The following is a 23,477-nucleotide window of genomic DNA, read 5'->3' on the forward strand; positions in this document are numbered from 1 at the left end:
AAAAAAAATAGAGATAAAGGCATAAAAAGTACAAGAGCATTTGTGATAACGATTGTCGTGATCAGTGTAGATAAGAAAGACGTAAGGGAAATTTGATTTTCAGGGACTCCGGTTTTACTAAAACCGGAGTCCTTTTTGAAGAAGTTCATCGAAAGAGCAAGGTTTTCCCCACAGATATCCCTGACTATAATCAGGATCCATCAGCCGGATCTTTTCCCATTCATCCTCAGTCTCCACACCTTCTATGCAGATTTTTATGTTCAGACGGTGTATCATAGTGCAGAATCGTTTTAAAAGATCATATTCCTTTGCATCTTTTATAGCTTTTGCGGTAAAGGAACGGTCAATTTTAATGATATCCGGACGCAGTTCATTGAGATAATGGAAGTTCGAATAACCGGTTCCGAAATCATCCAGTGCAAGCCGTATGCCGGCTTTTCTTAATTCCTTCAGGAAATGCCGTGCATTGGAATTGTCTTCCAGCAAAGCACTTTCTGTTAATTCCACGATCAATGCTTCCGGAGGAAGTTTGGCATTTTCAAGTTCAGCAGAGATATCCTGTATCACATCAGACTTTTCAATCTGTATCTGTGAGATATTGATGCTGACCTGGAAGTCCGGAATTGTTTCACGGAGCTTTTTACATGCCTGTAGAGCTTCCCTTATGATCCAGCGGCCGGCCGGAATGATGAGTCCGCTTTCTTCCAGGATAGGGATAAATTCTGCCGGTGAGATAGTTCCGAACTGTCCGGAAGAAAAACGCATCAAGGTTTCCGCACCAAAAGGCTGTCTGCAGCCTGCTTTCACCAATGGCTGTAAGGCAACAGAGAATCCACGGAAGTCATGTATGACTGCCGCATGAAGGACATCGCTGATATCTTTCAGATGTAAGAACCGTTGATAGTCCTGTTCATTGAAAATGTAATAACGGTTTCTTCCCCGTTTTTTAGCTGTGTTCAATGAAAAATCTGTCCGCTTCATCATTTCATCATATTCGCTTTCCAGAAGATTATAAAATGGGAGAATCCCACCGGAAATCGTAAAGATTGCCGTATAATGATTCTTTTTAATAAACTGGTTGATGTTTTCCCTGATTTTATTGTAAAGGTGTACTGCTGTCTGCTTATCGTCAGAAGTAACATCCACGATGATAAATTCATCAGAGGATAATTTGTATACCTGCTGTTCCCCTGAAATACAGTGCGAAATACACTCTGCAGTTTTCCGGAGAATATAATCACCATAATCCCATCCGAATTTTTCATTGATCGATTTGAAATTATCGATACCAAGGCGTAACAGAAATCCATTTTCCAGAGGAGTCTCCTGGGTCTTCAGGTATTCAATCAGACCATTCTCGCCGAAAAGTCCACTGATATTATCTGCTTTCTGCTTTTCGCCGATCTCATTAATACATCCAACCATGTAGAGCGGCTTTTGATAATCATCCCGTACAAGATATCCGCGGCAGTTGATCCAGACCGGATTCCCGTTCAGATCCAGCCAGCGATATTCCATATTATGGATACAACGGTTGGTAGTAAGCAGATCACGGAATTCGGCAGTCAGCAGCGGATAATCCTCGACATATACAAAGTCCCGGTGTGTTTCCATAACATTATAAAAAGCATTTTGAGGAACGCAGAAACGTTCCAGTGACTGTGGCGCAATATAGTAAAAGTCGGTCCGGAAATCAATAAAGTACAGATAGTCATCGGTACTTGGACTGAGCAGGTCAATGATCCCGCATAATTCCGTCGGTGAAATATGCTGGTATTTTTTCTCCTGCGTGATCAGTTCATCCGTGATCCCTTGTGCACGAGATTGCTTTCCGGAAGAAAGCATCGGATGAGAAGAAGCGGAATGTGATATTTTTTTTCTTCGTTTTTCACGGTAAAGCATAGTATCACTGCGTCTTACGATATCTTTAAAATCCATATCGGTGTCAGGCTGATAATAGGCATATCCGGAGGAGACGCTGGGAGAATAGGAAAGATCCTGATCCTTTTCATTTAGAAGCAGCTCCAGTTTATGGATCTTATCGGCAATCAGCTCTTTTTCATCTTTATGGAAAATATAAGCAAATTCGTCTCCACCGATTCGGAAACAATTCTGTTCCGATGGAAAAGCCTGGCGGATACACTGATAGCAAAGCTTTAAGGCTTCATCTCCCTTTTCGTGGCCAAAGTTATCATTGATTTCCTTCAGATTATCAAGGTCTAATAAGACAACTCCGGTTGTATGTAATTCCAACTCCTGTTCGTCCAGATAACGGATCATATTTTCATAGGCATTCCGGTTCATGGCTTCGGTGAGCATATCTATATTTGCCAGTTTCTGGAAGTAGATCAGTTTTTGCTTCTGGATACACTGCTCATAATATTGCGATACCTGGATCCAGATCAGCATAAGGATAAACAGCAGAGTGCCAAGCGGAAGAAATACAGATGTCTGCTGGAATCTGCGGATATAATAAATCAATAGTTCCGATAAGGAAAAACACATAATGAGGTACATTGGATATCTGAACTTTCTGGCAAGTTCGTTTCCAAGCTGTTTTGCTTCGTAATGGATCAGTCCGATCGTATATGCTGCATTCACAAGCATGATCAGATGCGTGATCGGAAGAATCAGGAAGATATCGACAATTCCCATACACTGAAGAAGGACGGCTGCGCCCATATTGATCAGATAAGAAACAGACAGGAACAGGGCACCTTTTTGGAATTTACTTTTGCAAATATCATACAAAAGGAAATTAAACGGAACAGGAAAGAGATAAAATGTAAAGAAGTCAATAAAATACAGTGTTCTTCCATCCGGGACTAAAAACTGCAGGAAACCGCATTGATTCAGGGACCATAAGGCAATCAACAGGGAGAAGATTCCAAGATTCAGGAATATTTTAGATGTTTCTTCGGAAAAATCCTCCTGTTTCTTACGAATCACTGCAATATACAATACCAGAGAGAGAAATCCCAAAAATAAAACACCGCAACTGAGGATCAGTATTCCTAGACTCTGGCTGAGAATCTTCAGAATACAATCGCCCCTCGTACCTAGAAAAAGATGCACCGGGTTCCCGTAATAACCCTGATATACAGGAATGATTTTGACGGTCAGTTTCTTGGTGTCACTGTTTGCCGGAATGTCTACAATATGCCAGCAGGAGCCGGGTGATTTCATGAATTTGGGTGTGTGTTTTTCATTTCCGTATTGATAAATAAGTTTCCCATCAAGCCAGACTTCTGCATTGGTATGAGTAGTCTGGAAAAGAATCGCTTTTTGCGTGTGGAATTCATCGGACAGGATCACAGATTCTGTTTTCGCACCGTCAGTTTTAAAACTTGTTGTTTTCAGTGAGGTGGTGTTATCAAAAGGCAGTTCGTTCCGAACAGTATCCTGTCTAAATATCCAGATGGAAAAGATAACGGCAAATAAGACAGATGCGATCAACGAGAGCCATATTTTTTTCTCTATTTTCATAATTTGATTTCCTTTAGATTCTACGTATTCTCAGGTGACAATAATCTATACGTATAGAATAACAAAATTGGCAGATGAAATCAATGTGAAAAGGAGTCTGCTATTTCCAAACTTTTGCTTTACAAATGATATATAAAGTATTATGATAAAAAAAACGAAATCTTCAGGGCAGGGTGTGATTCCCTACCGGCGGTAAAGCCCGCGGGCCGAGAGGCATGATCCGGTGTGATTCCGGAGCCGACAGTATAGTCTGGATGAAAGAAGATGATGGTACAGTTATTTTAATAGATGAATGTAGTGTCAGAGCTCTGAGATGGTGATCCATTTCAGAGCTTTTTTGATTAACAGATCATTTGTCAGTTATATGTAACAGATCATTTCCCCTGTAGGTATCCTGCAGGGGTTTTTGTATAACTAAGAAAGAAGGAAGAAAAATGACGGATCAGGAATATATGCTCCGGGCAATTCAGCTTGCAAAAAAAGGAGAAGGATGGACGAATCCAAATCCCATGGTAGGTGCGGTGATCGTAAAAGACGGCCGGATCATCGGGGAAGGTTATCACAAAAAATGCGGAGAACTTCATGCAGAGCGCAACGCAATCGCATCGCTTACAGAATCGGCAGAGGGTGCGACAATCTATGTAACGTTGGAACCATGCTGTCATTATGGTAAGACACCGCCGTGTACGGAAGCAATCATAGAACAGAAGATTAAAAAAGTGGTGATTGGTTCCAGGGATCCGAATCCAAAGGTGGCAGGAAAAGGTGCACAGATATTGCGTGAATTGGGAATTACAGTAGTTCAGGATTTTATGCGGGAAGAATGTGACTGTCTGAACCCGGTGTTCTTCCATTATATTACGACGAAGACACCGTATGTAGTGATGAAATATGCCATGACACTGGATGGGAAAATTGCGACAAAGACGGGTGCATCGAAGTGGATCACAGGAGAACCGGCCCGACAGGAAGTGCAGCATATGCGGCACCGGTATATGGGTATTATGGCCGGTATCGGGACTGTACTTGCGGATGATCCGATGTTGAATGTCCGGGTAGAAGGATGGAAAAGTCCGGTCAGAATAGTATGCGACAGCAGTCTTAGGATACCGTTTGACAGCCAGATCGTAAGAAGTGCAAAAGAGTACCGGACAATCGTGGCTTATGCAGGACGGGAAGAGAACGAAGAAATAACAGAAAAAATAGAACGGTTACATGCGAAAGGCGTGGATACTGTCTGCTGTCCGGATGAAAAAGGTCAGATAGACCTTAAAAAGCTGATGACATATCTTGGAAATGAGGGCATTGACAGCATTCTGCTGGAAGGCGGGGGCACGCTGAACGACAGTGCACTGCGGGCAGGAATTGTAAAAGAGGTACACTGTTTTATCGCACCAAAATTATTTGGCGGAAAGAACAGTAAGACACCGGTGCAAGGAATCGGCATCGGACTTCCCTCAGAAGCATTGAAACTGAAATGTACGGATATCTGCCGGATCGGTGAAGACATCAGGATAATCTGTCAGGTATGTGAAAAAGAACAGGAGGGGCCATGTTTACAGGAATCGTAGAAGAGAAAGGAACGGTCCGCTATATGCAGCTGACCGGAGAGTCGGGAGTTCTGGCAGTCAAGGCGAAGAAGGTATTGGAAAGAACGAAGATCGGTGACAGTATCGCAGTCAATGGCGTGTGTTTGACCGTTACTTCACTCCAGCCGGATGGGTTTACTGCAGATGTGATGGCAGAGACTGTCAGGAGAAGCAGTCTGGGAAGCTGCAAAGCCGGAAGTCAGGTGAACCTGGAACGGGCAATGGCTGCAGATGGAAGATTCGGAGGACATATCGTAAGCGGTCATATTGACGGAACCGGTGTGATCCGGTCTCTGATCAGGGAGGAGAATGCCATCTGGGTATCCATCGGAACATCGCCGCAGATATTACATCTGATCGTGGAAAAAGGATCCATCTGTATAGACGGCATCAGTCTGACAGTGGCAAAAGTAGATGAAGAGGGATTTCAGGTATCGGTTATCCCGCATACAGGAGAAGAAACGACGCTTTTGGAAAAGGTGCCGGGCGATCCGGTGAATCTAGAGAATGATGTGATCGGAAAATATGTAGAAAGGCTGTTAGGCATCAAAAAGAGTGAAGAAGAGAAAAAAGAATCCGGAATTACGATGGAATTTTTGCAGGAATTCGGATTTTAGAACAGGAGGATAAATAAAAATGTCACAAAACAATCAATACAATACAATCGAGGAGGCACTGAGAGACCTGAGGGAAGGAAAGATTATTCTGGTTACAGATGATCCGGACAGAGAGAACGAAGGGGATCTGGTATGTGCGGCAGAGTTTGCAACACAGGAGAATATTAATTTTATGGCGACTTATGCGAAAGGGCTTATCTGTACACCGATGAGTGCGGAAATTGCAGCAAGGCTTAACTTTCCACCGATGGTTGCGGAGAATACCGATAATCACAGCACAGCATTTACCGTTGCAGTGGACCATGTTGATACGACGACAGGTATTTCGGCAGCAGAACGTTCCTATACAATCATGAAATGTGTGGATGAAGATGCGAAGCCGGAAGATTTCAGAAGACCGGGACATGTATTTCCACTCATTGCCAGAAAAGGCGGAGTCCTGGTGCGGAACGGACACACAGAGGCAACGACTGATCTGGTGAGACTGGCTGGATTGAAAGAATGCGGCGTGTGTTGTGAGATTATGAAAGAAGATGGCACAATGATGCGTACACCACAGTTGTGGGAACTTGCAAAAGAGCATAATCTTACATTTATTACAATCCGTGATCTTCAGGATTACATGAGAATCCATGAAAAACATGTAAAAGAAGAGGCGGTTGCAGACCTTCCGACGCAGTATGGAGATTTCAGACTTCACGGATATATCAATGATATTACAGGAGAACACCATCTTGCACTGGTAAAAGGTGATATCGGAGACGGTGAAGATGTACTTTGCAGGGTACATTCGGAGTGCCTGACAGGTGATGCATTTGGCTCGCTTAGATGTGACTGTGGTCTGCAGCTTCAGACAGCGATGCGTCAGGTAGAAGCAGAAGGCAGAGGGATCATTCTTTACATGAGGCAGGAAGGCAGAGGAATCGGGCTGCTCAATAAGATCAAGGCATATGCACTGCAGGAGCAGGGATATGATACGGTAGAGGCCAATGTAAAGTTGGGATTTGCACCGGATCTCAGAGAGTACTGGATCGGAGCGCAGATATTATCGGATCTCGGAGTGAAGTCATTGAGACTTCTGACCAATAATCCGGACAAAGTCTATGGACTTGGTGGGTTTGGACTGAAGATCAATGAAAGAGTACCGCTGGAGATCCCACCCCAGAAGTATGATCTGAAATATATGAAGACAAAACAGGAAAAGATGGGACACATTTTCAAAGAAATAGAATTATAAAAAGATTTAATGAATAACAGGAGGAAGAAATCATGAGACAGATCAATTTAGTAGAAGGAAAAGTAGTAGCACCTGAGGGAATGAAAGTCGGAATCGTGGCTGCCAGATTCAATGAGATCATTGTGAATAAGTTATTGGGCGGAGCCGTCGACGGGCTGGTAAGACATGGGGTAGAAGAAGAGAACATTACGGCTGCATGGGTACCGGGAGCATTTGAGATTCCGCTGACTGCACAGAAGATGGCACAGTCCGGAAAGTATGATGCAGTCATCTGCGTGGGAGCAGTTATCCGCGGGGATACTTCCCACTATGATCTGGTGTGTAATGAATCGGCCAAAGGAATCGCGCAGGTTGAACTTGCAACAGGAATTCCGGTATTATTCGGAGTGATCACAACAGAGAATATCGAACAGGCTATCGCACGTGCAGGAAGTAAAGCAGGAAATAAAGGATATGACTGTGCATTGTCCGCAATTGAGATGGTAAATCTGATGAAGCAGCTTTAATCAGGTGCAGCCGATGGTGAAAACAATCATTTTTGATTATGATGGAACGATACATAATACTCTTGGAATCTATGAGCCGGCGTTCAGGGAAGCTTATCAGTGGTTGTCAGAACAGAATGTTGTAGAGGAACAGAAGATAGAGACGGCGCAGATCGCAGGCTGGCTGGGCTTAAACAGCAAAGAAATGTGGGATACATTTCTGCCGGAATTAGATCAGAGATACAAAGATCAGGCGAGTGCAATCGTGGGAGATTCCATGGTCAGGCAGATCAGGAAGCACCGGGCAGTGTGGTATCCGGGAGCGGAAGAGATGCTTACAGCTTTGAAGAACAGAGGATATCATCTTGTGATCTTAAGCAACTGTAAAGTGTCATACCGCAAAGCACATTGGGAAGAATTCCGAATGGAAAGATGGTTTGAACAGTTTTATGACTGTGAATCGTATGGTTTCTGCCCTAAGACGGAGATCGTGCAGGAAGTTATCAGAGACTATCCGGGTTCCTATCTGGTGATCGGAGACAGAAGACAGGATTTGGAATGTGCCAGATCCTGTAAAAGTCCGTTTATCGGATGCCTGTATGGTTATGGTGAGAAGGGAGAACTGGATGGAGCAGATTATTTTGTGAAATCTGTAGAAGAGATAACCGGAATCATATAATGTGAAAAAATGCACAAAAATAGAATAGTATTTTTGTAAATTATGTTTAATTCCACTCTTGCACTTTACAAGAAAAAAGTGTAAAACATTAAGTAAGCTAAAAAAGTAAATAAGAAATGCAATGAAAGGGATACGTCATAAAAGTTAACTGGAATTCAGAGAGCCGTTGGATGGTGTGAAACGGCAGAAAGTATTTTATGATATCACCCAGGAGCATCCCGCTGAAATATACAGGTTGGAAGAATCAACATAGTCAGGTATCGAGTAAGCCGGGACGTTGTCTTCACGTTACAGAAGAAACTGTTAGATATTTTGACAGTAACAAGTGGTTGTGGTTAGTGATGACTGCAGTAAAACGAAGTGGTACCACGGAAGAATATTCCGCCTTTGTTATCCGAAAGGATAGCGAAGGCGTTTTTTTATATATTTACTTTAAAGAGAAAGAAGAGGGATTATTTTATGAGTGGAATATTAATGATGATCATTGCCATTGTTGTGCTTGGTGGAGCATATCTTCTTTATGGTCGTTATCTCCAGAACAAATGGGGCATTGACCCAAATGCCAAAACTCCGGCATATGAGATGGAAGACGGGGTTGACTATGTACCGGCCGATACGAACGTCGTATTCGGTCATCAGTTTGCATCAATCGCAGGTGCAGGTCCGATCAACGGACCGATCCAGGCAGCAATCTTCGGATGGCTTCCGGTACTTTTATGGATCTTAATCGGAGGGGTATTCTTTGGAGCCGTTCAGGATTTCGCATCTATGTATGCATCTGTAAAGAATAAAGGACGTACAATCGGATATATCATTGAAGAATATATCGGAAAATTAGGTAAGAAATTATTCCTGTTATTCTGCTGGCTGTTTTGTATTCTGGTCGTTGCAGCTTTTGCTGATGTTGTAGCCGGAACCTTTAATGGATTCTCAGTAAGTGAAGCCGGAAAAGTAACAAAAATTGCAGCTAACGGTGCAGTCGCAACTACTTCTATGATATTTATCTTAGAAGCAGTCGGACTTGGAATGTTTTTGAAGTATACGAAATTCAACAAGTGGATTAATACAGCGGTTGCAATCGTATTATTGGTAGCAGCAATCGCACTGGGACTTCACTTCCCAATGTATGTAGGACTGGATGCATGGCATCTCATCATCTTCGTTTACATCCTGATTGCCAGTGTCGCTCCTGTATGGGCACTTCTTCAGCCTCGTGACTATCTGAATAGTTACCTTTTGATTTTTATGATTGTTGGTGCGATTGTTGGTGTATTTGTAGCAAATCCATCTTGTAACCTTCAGGCATTCACAAGCTTTAACGTAGATGGACAGTATATGTTCCCAATCTTATTTGTAACGATCGCTTGTGGTGCGGTTTCCGGCTTCCATTCACTGGTATCTTCCGGTACAGCATCCAAACAGATTAAGAATGAGAAGAACATGCTTCCTGTATCATTCGGAGCAATGTTAATGGAAAGTATGCTTGCAGTTATTGCACTGATCGCAGTTGCATCTTTTGCCAAAGGTGAAGCAGCAGCACAGGGACTGACAACACAGCCTCAGATTTTCGCCGGAGCGATTGCGAACTTCCTGTCAGTCATCGGACTGCCACACTCTCTTGTATTTACGCTGATCAATCTGGCAGTATCCGCATTTGCACTGACTTCTCTGGATTCCGTAGCCAGAGTAGGCCGTCTGTCATTCCAGGAATTCTTCCTCGATGATGATGTAGATCAGGATAACATGAGTCCATTCTTAAAAGTGGTAACGAATAAATACTTTGCAACGGTTATTACACTGGTACTTGCATATTTCCTGACAAAAGTCGGTTATGCAGAGATCTGGCCTTTATTCGGTTCAGCCAACCAGCTGTTATCTGTACTGGCACTGGTAGCTTGTGCGGTATTCCTTAAGAAAACGAAGCGCAAGGGATTCATGCTCTGGGGACCAATGGTATTCATGATGGCTGTTACATTTACAGCACTTGGTATGACGATCGTGAAACTGACAAAAGCATTCCTGACAACAGGGCTGGATCTTGGAAATACATTACAGCTGATTTTTGCCGTATTGCTTCTGATCCTTGGTGTGTTGGTTGCAATCCAGGGTGTAAAGAAACTTCTTGAAAAAACAGATGATAAGAAAGCAACAGCTTAATCATTATTTTATTCGTAATAAGAACATATAAGAGAAACTGTGATAATAGCGTGAAGGTTATTATCGCAGTTTTTTATTTAAGTTATAGCAGATAAAAAAGAACAAATGTTCTGAAAACCACTTGAAAACAAGAACGCTTGTTTGTATAATAAAACTATGAATATAGAAATCAAAAACAGTAATTATACAACACAGGAGAAATTACAGATTCTTGCTGATGCGGCAAAATATGATGTGGCATGTACGTCAAGTGGTTCCAGCCGCCGTGGAAAGAAAGGAGAACTCGGCAATACAGAGGCATGCGGCATCTGTCACAGTTTTGCAGCGGACGGAAGATGTATTTCTTTATTAAAGATTCTGATGACAAATCATTGTGCCTATGATTGTAAATATTGCATTAATCGTGCAAGTAACGATGTGAAACGGGCAACATTTACACCTGAAGAGATCTGTGAACTGACGATTGAGTTTTATAGGCGTAACTATATAGAAGGTCTTTTCTTAAGCTCCGGAGTTTTGAAAAATCCGACATACACGATGGAAAAGATGTGTGAGACTTTACTGCTGCTTCGCACAAAATATCATTTTAACGGATATATCCATGTGAAGACGATTCCGGGAGCTTCGGATGAACTTCTTGCCGCAGCGGGATATCTGGCCGACCGTATCAGTGTGAATCTGGAACTTCCGACGGAAGAGAGTCTTCGGACTCTTGCACCGAATAAGACAATGAAGACAATCCTTAATCCTATGGGAAAGGTTCAGAATACAATTGCTGCACACCGGATGGCCATCGGAAAGACAGCATATATGGAAAGAAGCAGGGGAAATCAACTGTTAAATAACGGCATTTTTTCGGAAATATCCAAAAGGAATTATCGGGAAAGCCTGGAAGAAAAAAAGAAGACAGACAGACTGTCGGATGGAAAGGACGGAACTTTGCCTTCTCAAAAAGAAATGGGGAGAGTGGATGGACTCCTTACATGGGACAATGCATATCAGTTAGCACCCCGTGATATGTCTGGTTTAAAGCGTCGTTTTGCACCTGCTGGGCAGAGTACACAGATGATCATCGGTGCGACGGGGGAAAGTGACTATACATTATTGCAGACGACCCAGCAGTTGTATCAGGGCTTTGATCTGAAACGAGTGTTTTACTCAGCATATATTCCGCTGAATGAGGATGATGCACTGCCGGGGCTTGGAACACCGACACCGCTTTTGCGTGAACACCGCCTCTATCAGGCAGATTGGCTGCTTAGATTTTATGGATTCCAGGCAGGTGAATTATTGTCGGAAGAAAAGCCGGATTTCAATGAACTGATCGATCCAAAGTGTGACTGGGCATTACGCCATCTCGAACAATTTCCTGTGGAAATAGAGACTGCAAGTTATGCAAGACTGCTTCGGGTACCGGGAATCGGTCCCAAATCCGCCAGTCGGATCACACATGCAAGACGGTATGGAAGACTGGATTTTGCAAGCTTAAAGAAGATGGGTGTGGTACTTAAGCGGGCGCATTATTTTATTACCTGTGGGGGAAAACAGATGTATCATACACCGGTTGAAGCATCGTATATTATGAGACAACTGGTGAGTGTAGATAAGAAAGATGTATGGAATATAGAACATTCCAATGAATCTTATGTGCAATTGTCGTTGGCAGACTTTGGGATAGGGTAGGAAATTATGAAGATATATACTTGTAAGGATCGTCTGGAGGACATTATGACCTGCATCTATGATGCCTGGTCGGAAGCTTTACGAATCGGTCATGATCAGATACAATTAAAGAAAGAACCGATATTACAGCAGACAATGTTTGATGAGTATGTCCATGTAGACGGGGATAATGTGAAAGCAGAAAAAGTAATCCGTTCTGTTCGCAGGGATATTTCCGATGAAGCATATCTGGATGTATATTATGCAAGCCTTTCTGTGGAGGAAGATGCGTTACAGGCAATCTATAATTTTCTGCGTGTCGGATTTGCAGTGGGAAGTAAGGTACTGGAACAGTATTCGAATCCTCATGTGATACGCATGTTGGAACTTCGGAGGAAAGTCGGTAATGAAAGCCATCATTTTAATGAATTTGCACGATTCCAGTCGCTGGACAGAAAGGTCTATGTCAGTCATCTGGAACCCAAAAGTGATGTGATCATGCTGGTTGGCAGACATTTTGCGGACCGGATGCCATCAGAACATTGGATGATCATAGATGATAACCGGAAAACAGCATGCGTACATCCAAAAGACGGAACAAACTATCTGCGTTATCTGACGGATGACGAATTTGAGTCACTTCGTAAAACAGAACAGTATGAAGATGAATATACAGAGATGTGGAAGACGTTTTTTCAGGCGGTTGCGATCAAAGAGAGGGAGAATTATGTGTGTCAGCGGAATTTGTTCCCAATCTGGAAGAGGAAGCATGCGGTGGAATTCAGAACGCTAAGGATATGAGCATAAAAACTTGCGAATCCTGAAAGAAATATCTGTCAGGAAGAGAATCATTGAAAGGGGAACAAATCAATGCAGCAAAATTTAAAAGTGTTAATGTTAAATGGAAGCCCACGGGCTAATGGCAATACATCTGTTGCATTAAAAGAAATGGAACAGGTATTTAAAGATAACGGAATCGAGACAGAGATCATACTGGTCGGCAATAAAGATATTCGAGGCTGTATCGCCTGTGGTTCCTGCTATGAGAAAGGCAAATGTGTATTCAACGATATGGTAAATGAACTGGCACTAAAGTTTGAAGAAGCCGATGGATTTGTCGTTGCAAGCCCGGTATATTATGCGTCAGCAAATGCGACACTGATTGCTTGTCTTGATCGTTTGTTCTACAGCAGTCATTTTGACAAGACGATGAAAGTCGGAGCAAGTGTTGTATGTGCAAGACGCGGTGGTTGTTCAGCAACATTTGATGAATTGAACAAGTATTTTACAATCTCCGGAATGCCGGTTGCATCAAGCCAGTATTGGAACAGCATTCATGGACGTATGCCGGGTGAGTCAGAGCAGGACGGAGAAGGAAAACAGACGATGCGTACACTTGCAAGAAATATGACATTCTTGATGAAGAGTATTGCGCTTGGAAAAGAAAAGTTCGGATTACCGGAAAAGGAAGAACGAATTGCGACACATTTTATACGGTAATGGGATTGGAGAAAAGAAAATGTCAAATAAACATATTTCAGAAAGATATGAATTTAGAAACATAAAACAGAACGAAGCAGAAGAAGCAGCAGAGATCGAAAGGATCTGTTTTCCGCCGAATGAAGCCTGTTCTAAGAAGCATATGAAAGACCGTGTTGCCGGAATTGCGGATTTATTTCTGGTAGCGATTGATAAAGAAAATGGAAAGATGGCAGGTTTTTTAAATGGACTAGCAACGGATGATGAGATATTAAAGGACGAGTTCTTTACAAATGCCAGTCTGCATAACCCGGAAGGCAAGAATGTCATGCTTCTGGGATTGGATGTACTGCCGGAATACCGCAGTCAGGGACTTGCAAGAGAACTGGTACGCCGGTATCTCGAAAGAGAATGGGGGCGGGGAAGAAAAGAGATTATCCTTACCTGTCTGGAATCGAAGGTAGCGATGTATGAGAAATTCGGATTTAAAGATAAAGGAATCGCGCAGTCAACCTGGGGCGGGGAAGAATGGCATGAGATGGGTGTAAAGAATCAGAATTAGAACACTGGAAAAAATGTATCAGCAAGAGAATAAATAGGCAAGAATACGGGAGGTACAATGTGAGCAAAATAGTAAATATAAATTCCACATCAACAAAAGAAGAACAGTTAAAAGACATGATAACATCCATCCAACAAGTAAAAGATTCTCTGGTAAATATACTGGATGAATATGAAGAAGAAGGTGAAGTGGATAAAGCAGACACTCTGACGGAAGCGTTGGATGCATTGGAAGATGCGTACGATGCGGTCAATGATGTGTTGTTAGATGACTGATAAAATAATAAAAAATAGTCTGGAAGCTATAGTCTGAAATCAGAAATGAATCCCTGAAATCACAGTAAAACGACAAATGACGGTGATTTCAGGGATTTTTTTGCTATGCGTTTTAAAAAGCTGTTATTGGCAATTTTAACAAAAATATCATTCCTTTCACGAATAAATCCGCTCAGATTCTTGACGACTTCACCAAAAAAGTGTAAAAATAGAAAACGTTATTGAAAAAACATATGGATAGAATGAACTAACAATGAACAATACAAGTTGTGCTATCAAGATGTATTTGGAGGAAGCAGACAAATGGAATTAAAAGACAAGATCGCAGGAGCATTATACGGAATGGCATTAGGTGATGCGATGGGAATGCCGGCAGAGTTGTGGGGGCGTGAAAGAGCGAGAAAGTTCTTCGGAGGAAAGATCACAGGATTTATCGACGGACCGAAGGAAAATGACGTCGCATTCAACTACAACAAAGCGCAGTTCACAGATGATACAGGCCAGGCCCTGGTACTTCTGGATTCATTAAAAGCAACAGATTATAAACCAGATGCGGCAGACATCGCAAGACGTATGTTAGAGTGGGCAGAGAAGGAAAATGCATTTGAAAATAACATTCTCGGACCGACGTCAAAAGTAGCATTAGCGAATTTTCGTGACGGTGTGGATGCTAGTGCGATTACGAATAAAGCGTTATCCAACGGAAGTTCTATGAGAATTGCACCGATTGGATGCTTATTTACACCGGATCAGAGAACCGAACTGATCGATTATGTATACGGTGTGTCGCAGGCAACACATACCAGTGATGTAACAATTGCCGGAGCAGCCATGATCGCAGAAGGCGTGGCATCTGCAATCGTAAATGATGATTTTGAGCAGGTATTAAGTGATATCCTTTCGGTAGAAGAAGCCGGATATGAAAAGGGATGTGAGACATTCAGTCCAAGACTTGCGGAACGTGTGAAGATCGGTGTACAGATTGCAAAAGAATATGCAGATGATGCAGATGCATTTTCAAAGAAAATCTATGATGTGATCGGATCTGGTGTGGGAATCATTGAATCCGTTCCGGCGGCAATTTCCATTGCATATTATACACAGGATCCGAATGAATGCTGCCTGATGTGTGCGAATCTTGGAGGAGACACAGACACCATCGGAGCTATGGCAACTGCAATCTGCGGAGCATTTACCGGATACTCCAAGATCAATCCGGAATACACGGAACTTTTAAGAGTACAGAATCCGGAGACGGATTTTGCGGAATATATCAACATTCTTGAAAAGGGAAGGGAGTTGTCGGGATGCGGACGTTAGTAGTCGGCGCGGCGATCGTTGATCTGATGATGAAGATCGACCGGCTTCCGAAGAGTGGGGAAGATATTCCATGCAGGGAGACAAAGACGGTAGTCGGCGGCTGTGCCTATAATGTGGCAAATACTTTACGGAACCTGCATTGTGAACATGATCTGTGTGTACCGGTCGGAACCGGGTCATTTGCAGATATCATCCGCAGAGGAATGAAAGAAAAAGGATACGAACCGGTGATTGAAGAACCGGAAGAGGATAACGGATACTGCTTAAGCATGGTAGAAGCGGACGGTGAGCGGACATTTATTACTGTTCAGGGAGCGGAATGCCATTTCAAAAAAGAATGGTTTGACCGGATTGACATGAGCAGATATGAGAATATCTACATTGCCGGTTATCAGGTGTGTGGAAACAGTGGCAGGATTATCGCCGACTGGCTGCAGAATGTACCGGATGTAGATAAAAAGAAGATCTTTTTTGCGCCGGGACCGATGATAACAGAGATCGAACCTGAGACGATGGAAAAGCTGATGGCATTAAGTCCGGTGCTTCATATTAATGAGGCAGAGGCCAAGAACTACACCGGTCGGGAACACGTAGAAGATGCAGTGAAAGACATTTTCGCAAAAAGTCAGAATACCGTATTTGTTACACTCGGGAGAAACGGAACAATGTTCTATGACGGAAATGAGATTCGGAACGTGGCATCATTCAAAACAGAAGTAGTAGATACGGTGGGCGCAGGTGATAGCCATATCGGCGCAGTGATCGCAGGACTTTCCCAGGGAATGGAAGTAAAAGCTGCAGTAAGACTTGCCAACCATGTGGCATCAGCGGTCGTAGGTACATCCGGACCGGTTATGGATTACGAGGAATTTCAAAAGATTTCGGAGGAATGGGAAAATGAATAAAATCAAGAACTTTTTTGCAGATTGGAGCTGGAAAGAAAAAGCGTGGCTGGCATTCGTGCTGATCGTACAGACAGTTGCATGGGGCATTCAGAAGGAAAGCGCATTCATGCTGGTCATGACACTGACAAGCAGTCTGAACCTGGTACTGGGAGCGAAAGGTAAAGTGGCCGGTCTGTACTTTGCGATCATCAACAGCGCACTGTATGCGATCAACTGTATGGGGATCCCGCTGTACGGAGAGGTTATGTACAACTTGATCTACTCGATTCCGGTAAGTACGATTGCAATCTTCACATGGAAGAAGAACATGACCAAGGGTGGCGAGGTCAAATTCCGTACCATGACACCAAAGATTATGATCACAACAGCGGTTGTAACAATTGCCGGTGTATTAGCTTACATGCAGATTCTGAAGTGGATGGGCGGAAATCTTCCATTCATGGATTCTCTGACAACGGTAGTATCTGTTGTTGCAAGTTTCCTGTACCTGCTTCGCTTCTCTGAGCAGTGGGCAATGTGGGCAATCGTAAATGCATTGTCAATTGTGATGTGGATCATGGTATTTATGCAGGGTGATTCATCCGCACTTCTGATCATCATCATGAAGTCGATCAACTTTATCAACTCTACATACGGCTTCCTGAACTGGAGAAAGATTGCGAAGGAAAATGCACAGTAATATAGAGTGAAGGAAAAGTTTAATCCCCCAGCTATGCTGGGGGAGAATAGTTTTATATTGAAACATGGAAGTTATGTTTCGCGACTCTGAATATATTTCTTATATTCTTCTTCAGACCAGCGCCGGTATTCGGCAGCTTCATCGTTTTTACCCTGCTTTTCCAAAATCTTAGATTTGATATCATAAAGCCAGTATTTCCGGCAATTTTCTTCACCATAATATTCATATTCATAAGTAAAAGCCTGCTCCAATGCATTCGTAGCTTTTGTGCAGTCATTCAAATCAAGATAGGCTTCTGCGATACAGATATAGGCAGGTACACAGATACCAATCTCGTTAATCAGCAGGAAACGCCTGATGGCTTCTTCATAATATTGAATGGCCTTTTCTGTCTCTTTCATCTTAGTCAGCACACTGGCACTGTTGAAATATGCCCAGGCGATCAGCACATTGTCGTCTGAAAGCGTTTCTTTACGGAGATGCAGAGAATGTTCAAAATAAGAAAAAGCCTGTTCAAAGTCATCCGTATGATATTTTGCCCATCCCATCATAGAATAACTTCTGGAGAGCTGCTGCTTCTTTTCTAAAGAATCCGGAAGGTCTTTCAGTAGGGAAAGGGACAACGCAGCTTCAGAAGAAAGTCCATCATATTGTTCAAGGCAGCGCAGCTGATTTGAAATGTAGTAGTGATACCAGCTGGCTTTCAGTGGCTTCGGATTCAGCGTCAGAAGCCGTTTCATGATGGCAATACTTTTGTCTCGTATAAAATATTCGGCATAAGCTTCCGCAAGATGTTCCATGAATGGAATATCAAAAGAGCGGGATGGACTGCACCATTTCAGATAGTAAGCTTCCGCAAGTGAGAGCAGGGTACGCTTTTCCGTTGACTTCAAATGTGTAAAAGATGAGAGCTGTCTGGTCAGATTCTGGATATAAATCTGGCAGTCATCTACAAAATCAGGATCATTTTTCTGAATGGTATTGACAATGAGCGGATGCAGGGATATCACATCGGTAATGTAATTATACTGGATAAAACTGGAATCAATCAGTTCATCTATCAACATAAAATCATCTAGTTCTGTCAAGTCAAAAAAAGTCTCTGTTTCAATACCTTCTACCGGAAGAAGTGCCATATTTTTCAAGATGGAGAGTTTCTCTTCTGTAAGGCTGCCCAGGTGGAACAAATCTGTCATTATATTCAGGATATGTTCCATTACTATGTGAGAACGTCTGGAGGCAGGAGTTTCTTTTCCATTGAAAAAGTCCAGCATACTGGCAGGGGACATTCTGGAGGCTTGCATTTGTCTGGCCAGAAGTTCGATGCCGTAGGTGTGACGGGCAATCTTATCAAAAATCTGCAAGAGAATCATATCATCGCCAGACTGTAGAGGACGTTTATAAAATTTCTGAAACAAAGCAATAAGATCTTCCGGATTGTCCATTGGATGAATGGAAAGTTCCGGATATCCATCTTTTTCACGACTGATGCGGGTAGTGAAAATTACAGAATATGGTCCCTCCAGAAGTTCCTGTGTACGTTCATCTTCGGCATCAAAATTGTCGATGATAAGAAGTGTACGTTTATCACAGTGTTCTTTTAAATAATTCAGCTTTTTATAATAATAAGTTTCCCGTGCCTGAGGAGTTGTAAGGTCTTGTTTCTCATTTTCCAGACCATGGATGAGAAGAAACTGATCTGTGATGATCATATCTTCCAGCGTACTGTTGTAAGTGAACCAGAGAATGGTTCGGTATTCGTTCTGAAATTTCAGTCCATATTGTCTGGCAAGTTCACTTTTTCCAATGCCACCGGTTCCGCATAAAAATAATTTATTGTTGTCGCTATGAAGTAAACGGTATATTTCGTTAAGTTCAGATGCCCGGCCAACAAAATTTGTGTTGTGTACAAGGGTGGTACTGTGTATGCTCTGAACCTGAACGACCGGTTGGGCATTGTTGTTCCATTCACTGCTTTGAATCCAATAAGAAATTCTGGATACAAGAGCATTGATACGGTCTTCTTCTGGCGGTTCGGTACCATCCAGAAAATGAATCCGTCCAAGGTAATACCGGACATCATCCGATATTTCCCTGTTATCGGTTCGGAAAGGTAACAGGCGGATGGATTCATGTTGATGGAACCGGTTAAAAGCACAGTCAATTTCATTGAGTACATGGGCAGAATGAGAAGACTGCTCATTCATAACCAGAAGGAAGACTTTGCATGTATTGATTGCTTTAACAATATCTCCGGCATAGCTTGAATCTACATCTCGTGGGGCATACCAGCATTTGATTCCGTGACTTTCCAGTGCCGCTACAATATGTTCCACAAGTTCAGCAGATGAGTTTCGGTGATAACTGATAAATACTTCGTGCTGCATAAAAGCACCTCGTTTCTGTATTGATAATAATTCTATTTTAGCATATGACAAACAACGGGGAAACTGTAAAAACGGTGAAACCAAGGAAGTGGGACATTGACGTCCCACTCCTTTTGATATAAACTATTATCTATATGTCTATAGTAAAATATAGACGTTATATTATAGTTAAAAGAGTAAGGAGAGTACATACGAATGAAGAGTTTTTATGAGTGGTACAGAAAACACATCACCGGTGCGATTTTCGGCGGATTGATCCTCGGAATCTTGACCGGACTGTTTTTGGCGGGACGGTTTAAAGTGGTTCTGACTGCAACGAGTGTACTGGGAAGCATCTATATGAGTGCATTGAACATGATGATCTTCCCGCTGGTATTCTGTTCGATCGTAATGGGTATTGCAAGCATCGGAAGTGCCAGGACGACAGGTAAGATCACAGGAGCGGCAATGCTGTTCTTCCTGTGCACCACAGCGCTGGCAAGTTTTGTCGGGCTGATCATTCCGAGACTGATCCGTCTTGGAAAAGGTGTCAGCTTTAAGATGGCTACATCTGATATTCAGGCAACAAAGATGGACAGTATATTAGATACAGTGAAAGGACTGATTCCTTCCAATCCGGTGTCTGCATTTGCAGAGGGTAATATGCTGCAGGTGCTGGTATTTGCACTGATCATGGGATTTACACTGATCGCGATCGGAGAAAAGGGAGAGCCATTATTAAAGGTAATTGATTCTTGCAACGAAGCATGCCTGAAGATTATCAGTACGGTTATGTATTTCACACCGATCGGAGTATTCTGTACGATCGTTCCTGTCGTAGAGGCAAATGGAACAAAGACGATCGTATCACTGGCTACACAGCTGATCATCTTATATGTTGCGTTCTTTGGATTTGCATTTGTTGTATATGGCGGTGCAGTAAGCATTCTCGGAAAGACAAGTCCGGTGAAGTTCTTCAAAGCGATCATGCCGGCAGCATTGAATGCATTTGGTACATGCTCAAGTTCTGCAACGATTCCTCTCAGCAAAAGTTGTGTGGAAGATGAACTGGGCGTACCGAATCAGATATCCAGTATCACAATTCCGCTTGGAGCAACTGTTAACATGGACGCAGTATCAATCCTGATGTCGTTTATGATCATGTTTTTTGCAAATGCATGTGGCGTACATGTCAGTATTCCGATGATGATCATCATCCTTCTGGCGAATGTTCTTCTGTCAGTTGGAACACCGGGAATCCCGGGAGGAGCAATCGCATCGTTTGCGGCACTGGCAACAATGGCAGGTCTTCCGGCCGGAGTCATGGGTGTGTATATCAGTATCAATACATTATGTGACATGGGAGCAACCTGTGTGAATGTAATCGGTGATATGGCCGGATGTGTCGTACTGAAAGAGAAGATAGAGATTGAAAAATAAAATGGAAATTACAGAAAAACAAAATAGATTAACGAGGACCTGGGTGGTTGCAGCTCTGGCGTGTGTCTGCTGCATCTTATGGGGCAGCGCAATTCCAGTGATCAAGACAGGCTATCGCATCTTATCTGTAGATTCTGCAGATACCGCAAGCCAGATCGTCTTTGCAGGTATCCGGTTTGCATTGGCTGGAATTCTGGTATTAGTATTTGCATCTATCCGTGAAAAACATATGGTTCTTCCGGATGGAAAAGTATTCCGCTATGCAATTCCTGTCTGTTTTGCACAGACCTTTGTCCAGTACTTTTTCTTCTACATCGGAGTAGCACATACCTCCGGTGTAAAAGGCGGAATTATCACAGGTCTTGGAAATTTTATCGCAATTTTAATGGCATGTCTGTTAGTAAGAAATGAAAAGATGACAGGCAGAAAACTTGCCGGCTGTATTCTCGGATTTGCAGGAGTCGTGATCATCAACATGGCAGGTGGTTCTATGGATATGGGCTTCAGACTGACGGGAGAAGGCTTTGTGCTGATTGCACAGTTGTCCTATGGAGCATCGACCGTACTGATCAATATTTTTTCCCAAAAAGTATCACCGGTTATCTTAAGCGGCTGTCAATTCTTCATGGGTGGAGTGTTGTTGTTTGTAGTAGGAATCCTCATGGGTGGACATCTGGATCATATGTCTGTTGCGGGAGCGGTATTGATCCTGTATCTGGCGATGGTATCGGCTGTAGCGTATACACTCTGGTCAGTTCTGCTGGCACATAATGAAGTGTCAAAAGTAGCAATCTTTGGATTTGTCAATCCACTTTGCAGTGTGGTGTTATCGGCACTGGTTCTTGGAGAAGTAAGCCAGGCATTTAATGCGAGAAGCCTGATTGCACTGATTCTGGTATGTGTGGGAATTTATATTGTGAATTACAAAAATAAAAAGTAGATTTCGGGAAATATCTTTTTGAAAAACAGTAATGAAATGTAAATAAAGTAAGAGGCTGAGAAGTTCTTTCTAAAAAGAATTTTTACAGCCTCTTTTGCATGTCAGCGATATAGAGTTTACAATTTTCCTTCCGGAATCTTACTGATAATCGTCTTATAAATTCTGATCAAAAATGCCATAGACGCAATAAATGATATCACTTCCGCAATCGGGAAAGACCACCATACAACGTGCAGTCCGCCAATCTTAGACAGGATATAAGCAGCAGGGATCAGTACAACCAGCTGACGCATGATAGATACGATCATGCTGAATACTGCTTTGCCGAGTGCCTGGAATACGGTACCGGCAATGATACAGAACCATGCGATCAGGTAGTGGATACCGATGATACGAAGTGCCGGAACACCAATCTTCAGCATGTCAGCAGATGCATTGAACATTCCAAGCAATACCTGTGGGATACCCTCAAAACAGAGAAATCCGATAAAAGTAAGGCAGAATGCAGTTGTCAGACTGATCCTGATCGTCCGGATCATACGCTTTCTCTGCTGGGCACCGTAGTTGTAAGCAATGATCGGTGTGATACCATTATTCAGTCCGAATACCGGCATGAAGAAGAAGCTTTGAAGCTTAAAGTATACACCGAATACAGCAGTTGCGGTAGAAGAAAACTCGATCAGGATGCGGTTCATCGAATAGGTCATGATTGATCCGATAGACTGCATAATAATAGACGGAATACCAACTGCATAAATGTGTCCGATCAGGCTTATGTCCGGATGGAATCCTTTGAAGCTTAAGGATACTTCATGGTTATATTTGTGATTGCAGGTTCCGGCTACGATGCCAGCTACGCACTGTCCGATGACGGTGGCAACGGCAGCTCCGGTTACTCCCATCTTCGGGAATCCGAGAAGTCCGAAAATCATAATCGGGTCAAGGATGATATTGGTGATAGCACCGCATAACTGAGAAGTCATACTGAAGATCGTTCTTCCGGTAGAAGTCAGTAATCGTTCAAAGAAAATCTGTGTAAACAAACCAAAAGAAAAGATCATAACTGTACTCAGGTAATCAATTCCGAGATTCATGATCTCGACATCTGCATTTCCAATCTGGCTTGCATAGAACGGTTTTACAATCGTAAAGCCAAGGATTAAAAATACGATGTAACTGATGGCATAGATAAATGCTGCATTATCAGCAATCTTATTCGCCTTTTTAAAATTGCGCTCTCCAAGGGATTTTGACAGGAGTGCATTCATGCCGACACCGGTACCGGTAGCTACCGCAATCAGAAGTGTTTGAAGCGGAAAAGCTAACGAAACGGCAGTCAGCGCATTTTCTGATAATTTTGCTACGAAGATACTGTCAACGATGTTATAAAGTGCCTGTACCAACATGGAAATCATCATTGGCAGGGACATGTTAAATACTAATTTTCCGACGGGCATGGTTCCCATCTTGTTTTCTGCTATGGGAGCAGATGATTGATTTTCACTCATAAATCTCTTTTCCTCCACAGTGACGCCGGCAAACCAGAGCGCCTGTTCATACAATTTCATTCTGTCTGTTATCAGACCCAAAAATATATAT

Annotated in this window: 19 protein-coding genes, 1 riboswitch and 1 other annotated feature; of the genes, 16 read left to right on the forward strand and 3 right to left on the reverse strand. The window is 42.8% G+C overall.

Annotation, left to right across the window (positions count from 1 at the left end; genetic code table 11):
• Nucleotides 1-117: 117 nt before the first annotated feature.
• Nucleotides 118-3,486, reverse strand: a complete 3,369-nt coding sequence (locus NKF87_RS01765; RefSeq protein ID WP_253583857.1) for an EAL domain-containing protein — start codon at nt 3,484-3,486, stop codon at nt 118-120.
• Between the two features lie 155 nt (nt 3,487-3,641).
• Nucleotides 3,642-3,756, forward strand: a riboswitch (FMN riboswitch).
• Nucleotides 3,757-3,920: 164 nt separating this feature from the next.
• Between NKF87_RS01765 and ribD the strand changes: the two genes are divergently transcribed.
• The 14 genes from ribD (at nt 3,921) to pnuC (ending at nt 17,132) form a co-directional block, all read left to right on the forward strand.
• Nucleotides 3,921-5,057 (forward strand): bifunctional diaminohydroxyphosphoribosylaminopyrimidine deaminase/5-amino-6-(5-phosphoribosylamino)uracil reductase RibD, encoded by a 1,137-nt coding sequence (ribD, locus tag NKF87_RS01770; protein ID WP_253583858.1) that lies wholly within the window; start codon nt 3,921-3,923, stop codon nt 5,055-5,057.
• Nucleotides 5,039-5,692 (forward strand): riboflavin synthase, encoded by a 654-nt coding sequence (ribE, locus tag NKF87_RS01775; protein WP_253583860.1) that lies wholly within the window; start codon nt 5,039-5,041, stop codon nt 5,690-5,692. Before ribD ends, ribE (NKF87_RS01775) begins: the two co-directional genes overlap by 19 nt.
• Nucleotides 5,693-5,711: 19 nt before the next feature.
• Nucleotides 5,712-6,929: a bifunctional 3,4-dihydroxy-2-butanone-4-phosphate synthase/GTP cyclohydrolase II gene (locus tag NKF87_RS01780; protein WP_253583862.1), complete on the forward strand. Its 1,218-nt coding sequence runs from the start codon at nt 5,712-5,714 to the stop codon at nt 6,927-6,929.
• A gap of 32 nt (nt 6,930-6,961) precedes the next feature.
• On the forward strand, nt 6,962-7,435 hold the full coding sequence (ribE, locus tag NKF87_RS01785; RefSeq protein WP_006427673.1) for a 6,7-dimethyl-8-ribityllumazine synthase: 474 nt from the start codon (nt 6,962-6,964) through the stop codon (nt 7,433-7,435).
• A 13-nt stretch (nt 7,436-7,448) separates the two neighbouring features.
• Complete coding sequence (locus NKF87_RS01790) at nt 7,449-8,093, forward strand: HAD family hydrolase (protein WP_253583864.1); 645 nt, start codon at nt 7,449-7,451, stop codon at nt 8,091-8,093.
• A gap of 112 nt (nt 8,094-8,205) precedes the next feature.
• Nucleotides 8,206-8,485 (forward strand) — a binding site (T-box leader).
• Between the two features lie 67 nt (nt 8,486-8,552).
• On the forward strand, nt 8,553-10,250 hold the full coding sequence (locus tag NKF87_RS01795) for a carbon starvation protein A (protein WP_055283175.1): 1,698 nt from the start codon (nt 8,553-8,555) through the stop codon (nt 10,248-10,250).
• Between the two features lie 156 nt (nt 10,251-10,406).
• Entirely contained in the window at nt 10,407-11,933 is a 1,527-nt protein-coding gene (locus tag NKF87_RS01800) for a putative DNA modification/repair radical SAM protein (RefSeq protein WP_117598318.1), read from the forward strand.
• Between the two features lie 6 nt (nt 11,934-11,939).
• Complete coding sequence (locus tag NKF87_RS01805) at nt 11,940-12,713, forward strand: TIGR03915 family putative DNA repair protein (RefSeq protein ID WP_117598292.1); 774 nt, start codon at nt 11,940-11,942, stop codon at nt 12,711-12,713.
• A gap of 69 nt (nt 12,714-12,782) precedes the next feature.
• The gene (locus NKF87_RS01810; protein WP_117598291.1) at nt 12,783-13,412 is read left to right on the forward strand and encodes a flavodoxin family protein; all 630 of its coding nucleotides are present in this window, start codon (nt 12,783-12,785) and stop codon (nt 13,410-13,412) included.
• Nucleotides 13,413-13,431: 19 nt separating this feature from the next.
• Nucleotides 13,432-13,953 carry a GNAT family N-acetyltransferase gene (locus NKF87_RS01815; RefSeq protein ID WP_181978376.1) on the forward strand — a complete coding sequence of 174 codons (522 nt, stop codon included), beginning with the start codon at nt 13,432-13,434 and terminating at the stop codon, nt 13,951-13,953.
• Nucleotides 13,954-14,012: 59 nt separating this feature from the next.
• The gene (locus NKF87_RS01820; protein ID WP_117598290.1) at nt 14,013-14,228 is read left to right on the forward strand and encodes a hypothetical protein; all 216 of its coding nucleotides are present in this window, start codon (nt 14,013-14,015) and stop codon (nt 14,226-14,228) included.
• 303 nt (nt 14,229-14,531) lie between these two features.
• On the forward strand, nt 14,532-15,548 hold the full coding sequence (locus NKF87_RS01825; protein ID WP_117598289.1) for an ADP-ribosylglycohydrolase family protein: 1,017 nt from the start codon (nt 14,532-14,534) through the stop codon (nt 15,546-15,548).
• On the forward strand, nt 15,536-16,453 hold the full coding sequence (locus tag NKF87_RS01830; protein WP_117598288.1) for a PfkB family carbohydrate kinase: 918 nt from the start codon (nt 15,536-15,538) through the stop codon (nt 16,451-16,453). Before NKF87_RS01825 ends, NKF87_RS01830 begins: the two co-directional genes overlap by 13 nt.
• Nucleotides 16,446-17,132 carry a nicotinamide riboside transporter PnuC gene (gene pnuC, locus NKF87_RS01835; protein WP_117598287.1) on the forward strand — a complete coding sequence of 229 codons (687 nt, stop codon included), beginning with the start codon at nt 16,446-16,448 and terminating at the stop codon, nt 17,130-17,132. Before NKF87_RS01830 ends, pnuC begins: the two co-directional genes overlap by 8 nt.
• Before the next feature lie 71 nt (nt 17,133-17,203).
• Here the strand turns inward: pnuC and NKF87_RS01840 are convergent, their stop codons facing one another.
• A complete protein-coding gene (locus NKF87_RS01840) occupies nt 17,204-19,519 on the reverse strand; it encodes a TIR domain-containing protein (protein ID WP_117598286.1) in 2,316 nt (771 codons plus the stop codon).
• A gap of 195 nt (nt 19,520-19,714) precedes the next feature.
• Here NKF87_RS01840 and NKF87_RS01845 point away from each other — a divergent pair, with 195 nt between their 5' ends.
• Nucleotides 19,715-20,938: a dicarboxylate/amino acid:cation symporter gene (locus tag NKF87_RS01845; RefSeq protein WP_117598285.1), complete on the forward strand. Its 1,224-nt coding sequence runs from the start codon at nt 19,715-19,717 to the stop codon at nt 20,936-20,938.
• Nucleotides 20,928-21,878, forward strand: coding sequence for a DMT family transporter (locus tag NKF87_RS01850; protein ID WP_319017398.1), 951 nt, complete (start codon nt 20,928-20,930; stop codon nt 21,876-21,878). The genes NKF87_RS01845 and NKF87_RS01850 overlap by 11 nt, the downstream gene beginning before the upstream one ends.
• Nucleotides 21,879-21,994: 116 nt before the next feature.
• Here the strand turns inward: NKF87_RS01850 and NKF87_RS01855 are convergent, their stop codons facing one another.
• The gene (locus tag NKF87_RS01855) at nt 21,995-23,386 is read right to left on the reverse strand and encodes an MATE family efflux transporter (RefSeq protein ID WP_117598284.1); all 1,392 of its coding nucleotides are present in this window, start codon (nt 23,384-23,386) and stop codon (nt 21,995-21,997) included.
• Nucleotides 23,387-23,477: the final 91 nt, after the last annotated feature.

It is taken from the genome of Dorea longicatena (assembly GCF_024168045.1).
In the GTDB taxonomy this organism is placed as follows: Bacteria; Bacillota; Clostridia; order Lachnospirales; family Lachnospiraceae; genus Dorea_A.